Origin of the sequence: Kosakonia sp. R1.Fl (assembly GCF_023516815.1) — a bacterium.
Lineage (GTDB): Bacteria > Pseudomonadota > Gammaproteobacteria > Enterobacterales > Enterobacteriaceae > Kosakonia.
On the sequence record NZ_JAMGSQ010000001.1, the window covers coordinates 2,292,412 to 2,307,095 of the forward strand.

Here is a 14,684-nt window from a genome sequence, read left to right on the forward strand (position 1 = left end):
ATTACGCCTTCTCTGATAAGGGCGCTGTGTGGGGGTGTGTATGTGCGAACTGCTCGGTATGAGCGCAAATGTGCCAACCGATATCTGCTTTAGTTTTACCGGTCTCGTCCAGCGTGGCGGCGGAACCGGGCCGCATAAAGATGGCTGGGGTATCACCTTTTACGAAGGCAAAGGCTGTCGCACGTTCAAAGATCCGCAACCGAGTTTTAATTCCCCTATTGCGAAATTAGTGCAGGACTATCCGATCAAATCCCGTTCGGTGATTGCCCATATTCGCCAGGCGAACCGTGGCGAAGTGGCGCTGGAAAATACCCATCCGTTTACCCGCGAATTGTGGGGGCGCAACTGGACCTACGCGCACAACGGGCAGCTTACGGGTTATAAGTCGCTGGAGACCGGTAATTTCCGCCCGATTGGCGAAACCGACAGCGAGAAAGCCTTTTGCTGGCTGTTGCACAAGCTGACCGAACGCTACCCGCGCACACCGGGCAATATGGCGGCGGTGTTTAAATACATTGCGGCACTGGCAACGGAGCTGCGCGAGAAGGGCGTTTTTAATATGCTGCTGTCGGACGGGCGTTATGTAATGGCGTTTTGTTCGACCAACCTGTTCTGGATCACCCGCCGTGCGCCGTTTGGCGTGGCGAAGCTGCTGGATCAGGATGTGGAAATTGATTTTCAGCGGGAAACCACACCAAACGATGTGGTTACCGTGATTGCCACCCAGCCGTTAACCGGCAATGAAACCTGGCAAAAGATTATGCCAGGCGAATGGGCACTATTTTGCCTGGGGGAGCGTGTAGTTTGACGCCAGCTGCGGCTGAACAGCGGTGTTCAGCGGTTTACTAACCACATAGCGACCATCCACGACCGAGACAACCGGCGGCTGGTGAGTGGTGGCGAAGTAGTCATAACCCGGCTTCAATTGCTTCCAGAAATCCGCATAAGTTGAATATTTATGGCGCTGCATATTGGCGTCGGTCATGCGGAACGGATAGATACTCACCTGCACGTTCGGCTGCCCGAAAACCAGCGCGGCGGTAACAAACTGGAAGATCTCATCAATACCGGAATCCGTCATTGCGTAGCAACCAATCGACACGCAAGCGCCGTGGATCATCAGGTATTTGCCTTCATAGCCGTGGGCGCGATCGTAGTTATTCGGAAACCCAATATTAATGGCTTTATAGAAGCGGCTATCCGGTTTCAACTGGCTGCGCTGCACGGAGTAAAAACCCTCCGGGCTTTTAAAATCACCCTGGCGCTGCTTGGGACCCAACCCGCCGGAGTAATTACAAATCTTGTAGCTGTCGAGCAACTGATATTGCTCGCCCATCTTGACGTAAAGATCAAGGGTGCGCTCTTCTTTGAAGATCTGGATATAAACCGGCGACCCCATCAACTGCTGCTTATATTCTTTGCTGACCGGCGTTACTGAACCGTTGCTGCTCACCAGGCCAGCAAAAGAGACGCACGGAAGCAGAAGCATCGCAATAAATAATGCGATTTTGCGCATACTACTTGTTTCCTTGATAAAGCGAATACCACATTGCCAGGACGGCAAAAGAAGCCCAAAATTCAGACTATTCTGTTTTGGAGCGCCCACATTAGCATTACGGCATTTTTTCGCAAGCCCCAATCTACATCGTCTTTCACGCTGCCTTTTCATTGGCTTCGCTTTTCTCTCGCGCGAAGAAGATTGAGGATTACGTATCAAACGCTTGGCCGAAAGCTGGCGACTATTATGCGAGTAAAAAGCCTGAATTGCCGCTTATATTCCCCTCTTTTCGCCGGATTTACGTACTGGCTTCTCAATTGCTGCAAGTGTGCTGTATACTTATCCAGTGTTCTGTGAGGGCGTACGCATGCGCAAAATCATACATGTTGATATGGACTGCTTTTTCGCGGCGGTAGAGATGCGCGATAACCCAGCCCTGCGCGATATTCCCATCGCTATCGGCGGTAGCCGGGTACAACGCGGCGTGATCAGCACGGCGAACTATCCGGCGCGCAAGTTTGGCGTACGCAGCGCAATGCCAACAGCGATGGCGCTTAAACTCTGCCCGCACCTCACGCTATTGCCCGGCCGTTTTGACGCTTATAAAGAAGCATCTAACCAGATCCGCGATATCTTCTCTCGCTACACCTCGCGTATTGAACCGCTCTCGCTGGATGAAGCCTACCTTGATGTGACCGATAGCCCGCACTGCCACGGTTCGGCGACGCTGATGGCGCAGGAAATTCGCCAGACCATTTTTAATGAAACCCAACTGACTGCGTCGGCGGGCGTTGCGCCGGTGAAGTTTCTCGCCAAAATCGCCTCCGATCTCAACAAACCCAACGGGCAATATGTGATTACTCCGGCTGATGTTCCGGCTTTCCTGCGCACGCTACCGCTCGGCAAAATCCCCGGAGTGGGGAAGGTGTCAGCGGCAAAGCTGGAAACGCTCGGGCTGCGCACCTGTGAAGATGTGCAAAAAAGCGACCTGGCCATGTTGCTTAAACGCTTTGGCAAATTTGGCCGTGTTTTATGGGAGCGTAGCCAGGGCATTGACGAGCGGGAAATTAACAGCGAACGGCTGCGTAAATCCGTGGGCGTGGAGCGGACACTGGCGGAAGATATTCACAGCTGGGAAGAGTGCGAAGCGATTATTGAACATTTGTACCCTGAGCTTGAGCGGCGGTTAGCAAAAGTAAAACCGGATCTGTTAATTGCTCGCCAGGGGGTAAAACTGAAATTTAATGATTTCCAGCTTACGACTCAGGAGCATGTCTGGCCGCGTTTAAATAAAGAGGATTTACTGGCGACGGCGCAAAAAACCTGGAACGACCGCCGCAGCGGGCGCGGTGTCCGGCTGGTTGGGTTGCATGTCACGCTGCTTGATCCTCAACTGGAACGCCAACTGGTATTAGGTTTATAAAAAATACGCTACGGATCTATTTCAAACTTCTTTATCCCCGACGTTTATTTCTCGTTACTGTAAAAGCATTTCACCATTCCCTGAAGTCTCTTTGTATTTCATATAGCCCCGGATTTCGTCTGCCGATCCCTTTTATTTGCTCACCTATAAAAGGAGATACGAGCAATTCTCTTTGCCGTCTCGCTTCGGAATACATTTCTGATAAACGGCTGGCAACCTTGCTGATTGCTCATCATCTGCAACAAATAAAGGATGCTGAATACGCGAGGCTGAAATCGGAAGGTCGATTGTTTCACTAGCAGATTGAACGGGGAGAAACCCGCTGCGCGCGTTTAAAGGGATGGCATTTAAGGCAGTGTAGAGTCGGGGAAAATGTCCGCGCCGGGCGGCGCGGACAACAGGCTTATTTCGCTGGAATCGCTTTCAGCAATTCGGTCAGCAGGGTCCAGTAATGGCCCACGCTTTCAATATGCACTTGCTCATCCGGTGAGTGCGGGCCGGTGATGGTTGGCCCAATCGATACCATATCCATGTCCGGGTACGGTTTTTTGAACAGACCGCACTCCAGACCTGCGTGGATCACCTGAATGTTCGGGGTTTTGTTGAACAGACGCTGGTAAGTTTCACGCACCAGCGCCATCACCGGTGAACGCGCGTCCGGCTGCCAGCCAGGGTAGCCGCCTTTCGGTGCGGTTTTCGCTCCCGCCAGCGCACCCAGTGACTCCAGCATGCTCACCACATAATCTTTCCCGCTATCTACCAATGAGCGGATCAGGCAGATGATCTCGGCGTTGTCGTCTTGCAGCGTTACCACGCCCACGTTCAGCGAGGTTTCTACCACACCTTTAGCGACGTCAGAGTTGCGAATAACCCCGTTCGGCGTCGCGTTCAGCAGGCGCACAAACGTATCGCGCGAGGCGGTGGTCAGCGCCGCTTTATCGCTGCTTGCGCTGTCCAGCAGTACCACCAGATTCTTCTCTTTGGCTTCCAGCTCGTTTTTCAGGATTGCCTGATATTCGCTGGCCAGCGTTTTCAGCTGCGCGGCTTTATCTGCCGGAATGGCGAAAACAGCAATCGCTTCGCGCGGAATCGCGTTACGCAACGTACCGCCGGTGAAATCCAGCAGACGCAGATCCAGCTCCGCCGCGTGACCGGCCAGGAAGCGCGCCAGCAGTTTGTTGGCGTTACCTAAACCGACATGAATTTCGGCACCAGAGTGGCCGCCTTTCAGCCCTTTCAGCGTCAGCTTAAAGGTTTCATACCCGGCGGGGACGGCTTCGCGGGTGAGCGGCAGGGTGGTGATAAAATCGATACCGCCTGCGCAACCCATGTAGATTTCACCTTCTTCTTCAGAGTCGGTGTTAATCAGAATATCTGCCTGCAGCCAGTTCGCTTGCAGACCAAATGCGCCATCCATGCCCGCTTCTTCGGTCATGGTCAGCAGCACTTCCAGCGGACCGTGTTCAACGCTGTCATCTGCCAGCACCGCCAGCGCGGAAGCCATGCCGATGCCGTTATCCGCGCCGAGCGTGGTGCCGCGCGCTTTAACCCATTCACCGTCTACATACGGGCGAATCGGATCGGTGGTGAAATCGTGTACTGTGTCGTTATTTTTCTGCGGCACCATATCAAGGTGCGCTTGCAGAACTACCGGCTTGCGGTTTTCCATGCCAGCGGTGGCTGGTTTACGGATCAGAATGTTGCCAACCTGGTCGCGCTCCGCATGCAACCCCTTTTCTTTCGCCCAGCCCATAATGTGCCCGGCGAGTTGTTCTTCATGGTAGGACGGGTGCGGAATAGAACAAATTTTGGCAAAAATATCCCACAGCGGCTGTGGTGATAGGTGAGACAGTTCAGACACGATGAGTCTCCTTACGAAGAGCCTGCGCAACGTACCTTGCAGGTCACAGGGTTAAATAAACGAACATCGCAAGCCGTCAGCTTGCGAGATGGCGTTGAGAATACCACTTTATTGCCGCGCTGCGAGCACCAGTGCGCGGAAAAAGCGGCGGTAATGCCGGGTAATACTGGTTTTTAGCGCTTCAGATCTCTATAATCTCGCGCAACCTATTTCCCCCTCGAATAATTTTTAAGCCGTTAAAACACAGGCTGGGACACTTCACATGAGCGAAAAATACGTCGTCACCTGGGACATGTTGCAGATTCACGCACGCAAACTGGCCGCCCGATTGATGCCTTCAGAACAATGGAAAGGCATTATTGCCGTAAGCCGTGGTGGTCTGGTGCCAGGCGCACTGCTGGCGCGTGAGCTGGGCATTCGTCATGTTGATACCGTATGTATCTCCAGCTACGACCACGACAACCAGCGTGAGCTGACCGTGCTGAAACGCGCAGAAGGTGACGGTGAAGGTTTTATCGTGATCGACGATCTGGTGGACACCGGCGGTACTGCTGTCGCCATTCGTGAAATGTATCCCAAAGCGCATTTCGTCACTATTTTCGCCAAGCCGGCAGGTCGCCCGCTGGTTGACGATTATGTGATTGATATCCCGCAGGATACCTGGATTGAGCAGCCGTGGGATATGGGCGTGGTGTTTGTGCCGCCAATCAGCGGCCGATAATTCTGCTTCGAAACATTTGCTCACGCCCGGTTTTGCCGGGCGTTGTTCTTTTTAGCGCGCAACAGGTTACAATAACCGCCAGTGATAGATACATGGAGCCTGCGCGCAATGTCACAGCCCAATCTTAGCGAAACGTTATTCAAACCCCGCTTCAAGCACCCTGAAACTTCCACGCTGGTACGCCGGTTTAATCGTGGCGCGCCCTCGCCGATCCTGTCGACCCTTGATGGCAAAAATGTGCCGCACTGGTATCGCATGCTCAACCGGCTGATGTGGGTTTGGCGCGGCGTGGATCCGCGAGAGATCCTCGAAGTACAGGCGCGCATTGTGATGAGCCAGGCTGAACGTACTGACCCGGAATTGTATGACACGGTGGTGGGTTACCGTAACGGCAACTGGATCTATGAATGGTCCGTGCAGGCTATGTCGTGGCAGCAAAAAGCGATGCAGGAACCCGCGCCAGAAATCAGTGGCAAACACTGGCTGCATGCGTCCAGTTTGTTCAGCATTGCCGCTTATCCTCATATTAAAGGTGATTCGCTCGCTGAGCAGGCGCAAGCGCTGGCGAACCGCGCGTATGAAGAGGCAGTGCAGCGTCTGCCGGGCGAGATCAAAGAGCTGCAGTTCGCCATTCCCGGCGGCACGCCGGTCACCGGATTTCTGCACATGCCGCCTGGCAATGGCCCGTTCCCGACGGTATTAATGTGCGGCGGGCTGGATAGCCTGCAAAGCGACTATTACACCCTGTTTGAACGCTATTTCGCGCCGCAAGGCATCGCAATGCTGACGCTGGATATGCCGTCGGTTGGCTTCTCTTCGAAGTGGAAACTGACACAGGATTCCAGCCTGCTGCACCAGCATGCACTGCAAGCGCTGCCGAACATTCCATGGGTCGATCACACGCGGGTGGCGGCGTTTGGCTTTCGCTTTGGCGCGAATGTGGCGGTGCGCCTGGCATACCTTGAATCTTCGCGCCTGAAAGCGGTGGCTTGCCTTGGGCCGGTGGTGCATGCATTGCTGAGCGACCCGCAACGCCAGGGACGCGTGCCGGAGATGTATCTGGATGTGCTCGCCAGCCGTCTGGGGATGCACGACGCTTCCGACGAGGCGCTGCGCGTAGAGCTGAATCGCTACTCGCTGAAAACGCAAGGTTTACTCGGCAGACGTTGCCCCACGCCGATGCTTTCTGGTTTCTGGCAAAACGATCCCTTCAGCCCGGAGGAGGAGTCGCGTTTAATCACCTCGTCATCTGGCAACGGCAAACTGCTGGAAATCCCGTTTAACCCGGTTTATCGAAATTTTGATAAGGCGTTGCAACAAATAACCGGATGGATCAACCATCATTTTCGTTAATAGATTGATAAATTCTATCGGTTTGGTAAAACAGTTGCTTCACAAAAGGAGATCGCAATGACGTTACCGAGTGGACATCCGAGAAGCAGGTTGATTAAAAAGTTTACTGCGCTGGGGCCTTATATCCGCGAAGAGCAATGCGAAGAGAACCGTTTTTTCTTTGATTGCCTGGCAGTTTGCGTGAATGTTAAACCCGCGCCGGAAAAACGAGAGTTCTGGGGCTGGTGGATGGAAATGGAAGCGCAGGAGACACGTTTTACCTACCGTTATCAGTTCGGCCTTTTTGATAAAGAAGGGCAATGGAAACCTACGGCGATAAAAGATCAGGAAGTGACCGATCGATTAGAGCACACGCTGCGCGATTTTCACGAACGTGCGAAAACCCTGCTGGCTTCACTTGAGCTGAAGCTGGAACCTGCCGAAAACTTCAAAGAACAATTGAAGCTCACCGCGTAACTCCCCGCATAAAAAATGCCCGATAGCTTGCGCTTATCGGGCCTGGCCGCAGTTTCCCGGCCTTTCACCTGAATCAGGTTAAATAAATGCCCTCTTGCGAGGGCATTCAATATAACGAGGGGTATTACAGTTACTGCAACTTAGAACTGATAAGTCACGCCAACGGCAACAACGTCGTCATTCGCCAGACCCAGCTTGTTGTCGTCTTTGAGCTGGTTGATTTTATAGTCAACCATCGCCGAGAAGTTCTTGTTGAAGTAGTAAGTTGCGCCAACGTCGATGTAGTTAACCAGATCTTCGTCGCCAACACCTTTTTCCAGGTCCTTGCCTTTAGTCAGGACATAACCCAGAGACGGACGCAGACCGAAGTCGAACTGGTACTGGACAACCGCTTCGAAGTTCTCGGTTTTGTTAGCAAAACCTGAACCCAGCCCGGTGCTCGCTGCAGCAGATACTGGTGTCATGTTGTAAGCGACGCCGTACATGGTGGCGATATACAGGTTGTTAGCATCGTATTTCGCGCCGGTTGCCCAGGCTTCGGCTTTCTCGCCGCGACCAAACGCTGCGGTGTTCTGTGCGTTGGTACGATCAGAGTTCGCATACGCGCCAATCAGGCTGAATGCGCTACCGCCGAAGTTATAGGAGAGAGAAGTACCCCAGCCGTCGCCGTTCTGTTTATTGACAGCGCGGTTGCTTTCGTTTTTACCCTGGTACTGCAGGGTCATATTCAGACCGTCGATCATGCCAAAGAAGTCGGTATTGCGATAAGTTGCAACGCCAGTGGTACGTTTAGTCATGAAGTCGTCGGTACGGGTCATGCCGTCGCCGCCGAATTCCGGGAACATATCCGTTACGGAAGCCACGTCGTACAGCACACCCAGGTTACGACCGTAGTCGATAGAACCAAAATCTTTGATTTTCAAACCCGCAAACGCCAGACGGGTTTTCTGGCTGGTCGCTGAGTTGTTGTTGTTGGTTTCGTCGTTGTTACCAGCAAATTCAGCTTCCCAACGGCCGAAACCGGTCAGCTGATCGTTAATCTGTGTTTCGCCTTTGAAGCCGAAACGCACGTAAGTTTTGTCACCGTCGTTGGTGGTATCGTCACTGAAGTAGTGCATGGCTTTCACTTTGCCGTACACGTCCAGTTTGTTGCCGTTCTTGTTATAAACTTCCGCTGCGTGAACAGAAGAAGCAGAAGCGACAACGCTCATCACCATTAATGCCAGAGTGCTCTTTTTCATTTTGATTCCTGATTTGACTAACGCGCTAATATTCGCTGGGCATACGCCCCGTGAAAAACAGGAAGGGTTTTAACGCTGCGAAATTAAAGATTTATGACAAATTAAGAATATTTTTAAAAAGTTATGTTTTTTTGTATTTGCCATAAAAGTGTCAAATCCTGCCGCTACGCTTGCTGATCCCGCGCAACAAAAAAGTGAGCTGACAGCTCTGGCAGTTGGCAATCGCTCTGACTCCTGTTACAACGTCTGACGACGATTTACTTTCCTTATATTTCCTTAAAAAACGGCAGAGAATCATGAGTGACAGCCAGACGCTGGTGGTAAAACTCGGTACCAGTGTTTTAACGGGCGGTTCCCGTCGCCTGAACCGCGCCCATATTGTTGAACTGGTGCGCCAGTGCGCGCAGCAACACGCCGCCGGGCACCGAATTGTAATTGTGACGTCTGGCGCGATTGCCGCCGGACGCGAGCATCTGGGTTACCCGGAACTCCCCGCGACTATCGCGTCGAAACAGTTGCTGGCGGCGGTAGGGCAGAGCCGTTTGATTCAACTGTGGGAACAACTGTTTTCCATTTACGGGATTCATATTGGGCAGATGCTGCTGACGCGCGCCGATATGGAAGATCGTGAGCGTTTCCTCAATGCGCGCGATACGTTGTGTGCACTGCTCGATAACAATATCGTGCCGGTAATTAACGAAAACGACGCCGTTGCCACCACGGAAATCAAAGTCGGCGATAACGATAACCTCTCCGCACTGGCCGCTATCCTTGCCGGTGCCGACAAACTGCTGCTGCTGACCGATCAGCAAGGTCTGTTTACTGCCGATCCGCGTAGCAACCCGGATGCGGAACTGATTAAAGACGTTTACGGCATCGACGATGCGCTGCGCGCGATTGCCGGGGACAGCGTTTCCGGCCTCGGTACGGGCGGGATGGGCACCAAGCTGCAAGCGGCTGACGTTGCCTGCCGTGCGGGGATCGACACCATTATCGCTGCGGGCAGCAAGCCAGGCGTGATTGGCGATGTTGTGGAAGGGATTTCCGTCGGCACGCGCTTTCACGCCCAGGAGTCGCCGCTGGAGAGCCGTAAACGCTGGATCTTTGGTGCGCCGCCTGCCGGTGAAATCACCGTTGATGAAGGTGCGACAGCGGCCATTCTGGAACGCGGCAGCTCCTTGTTGCCCAAAGGGATTAAAAGCGTGACAGGCAACTTTTCCCGTGGTGAAGTGATCCGCATTCGTAATCTGCAAGGTCGCGATATCGCCCACGGTGTAAGCCGTTATAACAGCGATGCGCTGCGTCGCATTGCTGGGCAACATTCGCAGCAGATTGACGCCATTCTGGGCTACGAATATGGCCCTGTCGCGGTGCACCGCGACGACATGATTACCCGTTAAGGAGCAGAAGTATGCTGGAACAAATGGGCATCGCTGCCAAAGCAGCGTCATACAAGCTGGCATTGCTCTCCAGCCGCGAGAAAAACCGCGTGCTGGAAAAAATCGCTGATTATCTCGAAGCGCAGGCGCAAGAGATCCTGCTCGCGAACGAACAAGATCTGCTGGAAGCTCGCCGCAACGGGCTGAGTGACGCGATGCTTGACCGGCTGGCGCTCAACCCGGCGCGCTTAACCGCGATCGCCAACGATGTGCGCCAGGTTTGCAAACTGGCAGATCCGGTAGGCCAGGTGATTGACGGTGGGCTGCTGGACAGTGGCCTGCGCATTGAGCGCCGTCGCGTGCCGCTGGGCGTGATTGGTGTGATTTATGAAGCGCGTCCTAACGTCACTGTGGATGTCGCCTCTTTGTGCCTGAAAACCGGTAACGCCGCGATCCTGCGCGGTGGCAAAGAGACCTGGCGCACCAATGCTGCCACGGTAAAAGTTATTCAGCAGGCGCTGGAAGAGTGCGGTTTACCGGCCGGTGCGGTGCAGGCTATCGAAAGCCCGGATCGCGCGCTGGTGAATGAAATGCTGCGCATGGATAAATACATCGACATGCTGATCCCGCGCGGTGGCGCTGGTTTACATAAGCTGTGCCGCGAGCAGTCGACCATCCCGGTGATCACCGGTGGTATTGGCGTGTGTCACATTCTGGTTGATGACTCTGCGGAAATTGATCCGGCGTTAAAGATCATCGTTAACGCGAAAACCCAACGCCCCAGTACCTGCAACACGGTGGAAACACTGCTGGTGCATCAGGGTATCGCGCAGCAATTCCTGCCTGCGCTGAGTAAGCAGATGGCGGAAAGTGGCGTGACGTTGCATGCTGATGAACAGGCGTTGGCGCTGCTGCAAAATGGCCCGGCGAAAGTGGAAGCAGTGAAAGCGGAACATTATGACGACGAGTTTTTATCGCTGGATCTGAATGTGAAAATCGTGGCGGGTCTGGATGACGCCATCGATCATATTCGCCAGCATGGCACTCAGCACTCTGATGCCATCCTGACGCGTACGCTGCGCAATGCAGACCGCTTTATCAACGAAGTGGATTCCTCTGCGGTGTATGTTAATGCGTCTACGCGTTTTACCGACGGTGGACAGTTTGGCCTGGGGGCGGAAGTCGCTGTTAGCACGCAGAAGCTGCACGCGCGTGGTCCGATGGGGCTGGAAGCGTTGACGACTTATAAGTGGATTGGTTTCGGCGACGACACGATTCGTGCTTAATTGAAAAAGGGTGATGCAAAAGTAGCCGTTTGATTCCCAAGGGCATTGACGCATCACCCGCTTAGTTTTAACCTTCTACTCCGTGATTCACACCCGTGAACATATCGCAGGGCCGATATAGCTCAGTTGGTAGAGCAGCGCATTCGTAATGCGAAGGTCGTAGGTTCGACTCCTATTATCGGCACCATTTCAAACTCTCCCAAGGTCTACCGAAATCAAATAAAAGCCCGTATACTGCGGTTTCTGGCCCGTATCTTATCTCCTGTTATCAACTGGACTCAACCGGAATCAAGTTACAGTTGGGGGCATAAGTGGGGGCATTCTGTGTTCGGTTTTGGGAGATGCCCCCAATGAAGCTTAATGCTCGACAAGTCGATACCTCTAAACCCAGAGAGAAAGCCTACAAACTGTCGGATGGCGCTGGTTTGTATCTTGAGGTTGTTCCCTCTGGTTCCAGATACTGGCGCATGAAATATCGCTTCAACGGGAAAGAGAAGCGTATGGCCTTTGGTGTGTACCCTACAGTGACCCTCGCACAAGCGAGGGCATTGCGTGATGAAGCCAAGAAAAAATTGGCCGAAGGGATCGATCCATCAACAGCAAAGAAAGAAGAGAAGCTGGTTCGCGATGTACAACTCAACAACACGTTCCAGTCCGTGGCGCTTGAGTGGCATGCGACGAGAGCCGGTCGATGGTCTGAAGGATATGCCTCTGACATTCTGGAGGCCTTCAAAAAAGACATTTTTCCCTTCATAGGCCAACAACCAATTAACGAGATTAAGCCCCTCGTTCTATTGAATGTGCTGAAGAGAATGGAATCTCGTGGTGCGACAGAAAAGGCTAAGAAGGTTCGCCAGCGATGCAGTGAAGTCTTTCGTTACGCCATAGTGACTGGTCGTGCGGAATATAATCCGGCAGCGGATCTTACCAGCGCCATGGCTGGGCATGAGTCAAATCATTATCCCTTTCTTACAGTGGAAGAGTTACCCGATTTCTTTAAGGCCTTATCAGGCTATACGGGAAGTCCATTGGTCATCCTTGCAGCTCGACTGCTGATTCTCACTGGCGTCCGTACTGGAGAACTTCGTGGGGCGTTCTGGAGTGAATTTGATTTGGATAAAGCGATATGGGAAATCCCAATCGAGCGGATGAAGATGAAGCGTCCTCACCTCGTACCTCTATCGACTTATGCGTTGGATGTTGTTAAACAAATCAAAGTCATGACAGGACAATATCCTTTAGTTTTTCCTGGACGCAATGACCCTCGCAAAACGATGAGTGAAGCGAGTATCAATCAGGTATTCAAACGGGTTGGATACACTGGGAAAGTAACAGGGCATGGCTTCCGCCACACGATGAGTACGATTTTGCACGAGGAAGGGTTCAATACGGCATGGATTGAGACTCAGCTTGCGCATGTGGATAAGAATGCGATTCGCGGAACGTATAATCATGCTCAGTATCTGGAAGGGAGGAGGGAGATGATGCAGTGGTATGCTGATTATATAGTATCACTAGCAAATAGCTCTTTGTTACCTCTCAGTAAAAAGGCGTAGAAAAAAAACCTGCACGAATAAGTGTGCAGGTTTTTTTTGATATTATTTGCAATAAAAGCTACTTTCTTGCTGGTTAATTTAAAAAACATATCGTTATAGTCATCAATTCTCGAATTGAATTGACACGGATGATTCTGGTATTTTCAAGTTGTTGCCAATACTGATGCTGATATTTGACTAGCGCTAGATTAGTTTCATATAGCCATCGTCGTTGAAGGTCCGCTGTGAGCGCAGGCTGTGTGAAAACTCATAGCTTCAATTAGCCAAACAATATTTCTCATCTGTGTTTTAAGAATGTCGTTTAAGTTGACGAGGTAATCTGTGATTTTATTCGGATGACTCAGAAGTTTTTATTGCGGGGAAGAACCTGATATCTGTTGTTACTGGAGGATAAAACGGCTGGAACCGTTAGCCGTATTGTTCCTGCAGCTGAATTATCAATCCTGAAGTACCCCATATCGATAGCATCCTTTTCAGGTTATAAGCCAATATATGTAGACTGATTTCCGTACTGACGTTTTTAAATTTCCGCATCAGGAAGTGCGTTGCACCCATCCACATTTTAATTGTCCCAAACGGATGTTCTACCGTTTGCTTTCGCATGACTACCGCCTGAGGAAATGACTCAAGCCTCGCATGCATTTCTTCCATTTCAGCTTCATGAACCCAACGCCGTATACGCCTTGGATCGCGTTTTGATGTAGTGCATCTGGAGCGCTGGCTGCAATCGCGACAGGCAATATTGTTAAAGTACAACTGTTGCTCCAGTCCGTCCTCTGTTGAGGTAAATCGATTCTGAAGCTCATTGCCCATTGGGCATACATAAACATCTTTTTCCCTGTTATATCTGAACATTGAGCGGTTATAGAGCCCCTTACGTTCAGCACCAGAGGTATCTCCCTTTGGCACCAAAGCCACTGCTCCGCTATCCAGAACTGTTTTAATATCGCTGCGACTGTAATACCCTTTGTCGGCCAGTACTGTTATGTCTTTCCGGCCAACAGCTTTCTGAGCCAGTGTTGCCATTGAACCAAGTTGTCCATTATCTGTTGTGTTGGTGACTTCATGCGCAACAATCAAATGGTTCTTCGTATCCACAGCTGTCTGAACGTTGTAGCAAACTTGCCGGTTCATATTATTTGTTTTCATCAACCGGGAGTCAGGGTCGGTTAAAGAGAGTTGTTTATCTGGCTGTTGTGCGACTGCTTGTTGAATTTCCTGAAGCTCACGTAAGCGCTTTTTTAGCCAGGCCAGTTTAGTGGCTGTTAACTTTGTGTTTGCATCGGGCTCAGTATTCTTGTCGGCTTCATCCAGCTTGTTTAAATAATAAGTAATACTTTGCTCAACGCGCTCAATATGGTCATTGGCTTTCTGGGATGTGAAGTTGTTGGGTTTGCTGTTTACTGCTTTGAATTTGCTGCCGTCAATGGCAACAACGACATCAGTGAACATTTGCATTTGCCGGCACAGGCCAATAAAGGCCCGACAGGCATTCCTGATACCTTCACCGTTATCTTTTCTGAAGTCTGCAATGGTTTTAAAGTCAGGCGTTAATCGTTCAAGTAACCACATCAGTTCAACGTTCCGATGGGCCTCTTTTTCCAGTCTACGGGAGGACTGAATTCGGTTGAGATATCCGTAAATGTACAACTTCAGTAGGGTGGCAGGGTGATATCCAGGCCGTCCAGTTCGCTTTGCATCAACTCTTCTGAAACCAAGAGAATCAAGCTTTAATCCATCTACAAATATATCAACCACTCTGACGGGGTTATCTTCAGTGACAAAATCATCCAGTGTATCAGGGAGCAATGTCACCTGATGCCTGCCTTGTCCTTGAATGTGATGGACCATGTCGGTATCCGCAGTATTCATTTGTATGTTTATAATTTTAATGAAAAAATCATTCCGTC

12 protein-coding genes and 1 tRNA gene are annotated in these 14,684 nt (G+C 51.6%); 9 read left to right on the forward strand and 4 right to left on the reverse strand.

Features of this window, described 5'->3' with window-relative positions:
• Positions 1-40 precede the first annotated feature (40 nt).
• A complete protein-coding gene (locus tag M8Q36_RS10605) occupies positions 41-808 on the forward strand; it encodes a class II glutamine amidotransferase (protein ID WP_045513248.1) in 768 nt (255 codons plus the stop codon).
• On the opposite strand, the gene dpaA is transcribed toward M8Q36_RS10605, so the two are convergent.
• Positions 779-1,516, reverse strand: a complete 738-nt coding sequence (gene dpaA, locus M8Q36_RS10610) for a peptidoglycan meso-diaminopimelic acid protein amidase (RefSeq protein ID WP_020456686.1) — start codon at positions 1,514-1,516, stop codon at positions 779-781. The two genes, M8Q36_RS10605 and dpaA, sit on opposite strands and share 30 nt — an antisense overlap.
• Before the next feature lie 349 nt (positions 1,517-1,865).
• Between dpaA and dinB the strand changes: the two genes are divergently transcribed.
• Positions 1,866-2,921, forward strand: a complete 1,056-nt coding sequence (gene dinB, locus M8Q36_RS10615; RefSeq protein WP_249880845.1) for a DNA polymerase IV — start codon at positions 1,866-1,868, stop codon at positions 2,919-2,921.
• Positions 2,922-3,324: 403 nt separating this feature from the next.
• Here dinB and pepD read toward each other — a convergent pair whose 3' ends face one another.
• Entirely contained in the window at positions 3,325-4,782 is a 1,458-nt protein-coding gene (pepD, locus tag M8Q36_RS10620; RefSeq protein WP_097406350.1) for a cytosol nonspecific dipeptidase, read from the reverse strand.
• Between the two features lie 262 nt (positions 4,783-5,044).
• On the opposite strand from pepD, the gene gpt reads away from it, so the two are divergent.
• The 3 genes from gpt to crl all read left to right on the forward strand — a co-directional run bounded on the left by gpt (position 5,045) and on the right by crl (position 7,312).
• The gene (gene gpt, locus M8Q36_RS10625) at positions 5,045-5,503 is read left to right on the forward strand and encodes a xanthine phosphoribosyltransferase (protein WP_010427903.1); all 459 of its coding nucleotides are present in this window, start codon (positions 5,045-5,047) and stop codon (positions 5,501-5,503) included.
• 108 nt (positions 5,504-5,611) lie between these two features.
• Positions 5,612-6,856, forward strand: a complete 1,245-nt coding sequence (gene frsA, locus M8Q36_RS10630; RefSeq protein ID WP_249880846.1) for an esterase FrsA — start codon at positions 5,612-5,614, stop codon at positions 6,854-6,856.
• Positions 6,857-6,913: 57 nt separating this feature from the next.
• Positions 6,914-7,312, forward strand: coding sequence for a sigma factor-binding protein Crl (crl, locus tag M8Q36_RS10635; RefSeq protein WP_017458780.1), 399 nt, complete (start codon positions 6,914-6,916; stop codon positions 7,310-7,312).
• Between the two features lie 140 nt (positions 7,313-7,452).
• Here the strand turns inward: crl and phoE are convergent, their stop codons facing one another.
• Positions 7,453-8,553, reverse strand: coding sequence for a phosphoporin PhoE (gene phoE / locus M8Q36_RS10640; RefSeq protein WP_249880847.1), 1,101 nt, complete (start codon positions 8,551-8,553; stop codon positions 7,453-7,455).
• A gap of 296 nt (positions 8,554-8,849) precedes the next feature.
• Between phoE and proB the strand changes: the two genes are divergently transcribed.
• The 4 genes from proB (at position 8,850) to M8Q36_RS10660 (ending at position 12,774) form a co-directional block, all read left to right on the forward strand.
• Positions 8,850-9,953 carry a glutamate 5-kinase gene (gene proB / locus M8Q36_RS10645; RefSeq protein ID WP_249880848.1) on the forward strand — a complete coding sequence of 368 codons (1,104 nt, stop codon included), beginning with the start codon at positions 8,850-8,852 and terminating at the stop codon, positions 9,951-9,953.
• Between the two features lie 11 nt (positions 9,954-9,964).
• Positions 9,965-11,218: a glutamate-5-semialdehyde dehydrogenase gene (proA, locus tag M8Q36_RS10650; protein WP_249880849.1), complete on the forward strand. Its 1,254-nt coding sequence runs from the start codon at positions 9,965-9,967 to the stop codon at positions 11,216-11,218.
• A 111-nt stretch (positions 11,219-11,329) separates the two neighbouring features.
• Positions 11,330-11,405 (forward strand) — tRNA-Thr (locus M8Q36_RS10655).
• Positions 11,406-11,568: 163 nt separating this feature from the next.
• The gene (locus M8Q36_RS10660) at positions 11,569-12,774 is read left to right on the forward strand and encodes a tyrosine-type recombinase/integrase (RefSeq protein ID WP_249880850.1); all 1,206 of its coding nucleotides are present in this window, start codon (positions 11,569-11,571) and stop codon (positions 12,772-12,774) included.
• Positions 12,775-13,182: 408 nt separating this feature from the next.
• Here the strand turns inward: M8Q36_RS10660 and M8Q36_RS10665 are convergent, their stop codons facing one another.
• Positions 13,183-14,625: an IS1182 family transposase gene (locus tag M8Q36_RS10665; RefSeq protein WP_249879731.1), complete on the reverse strand. Its 1,443-nt coding sequence runs from the start codon at positions 14,623-14,625 to the stop codon at positions 13,183-13,185.
• Between the last annotated feature and the right edge of the window lie 59 nt (positions 14,626-14,684).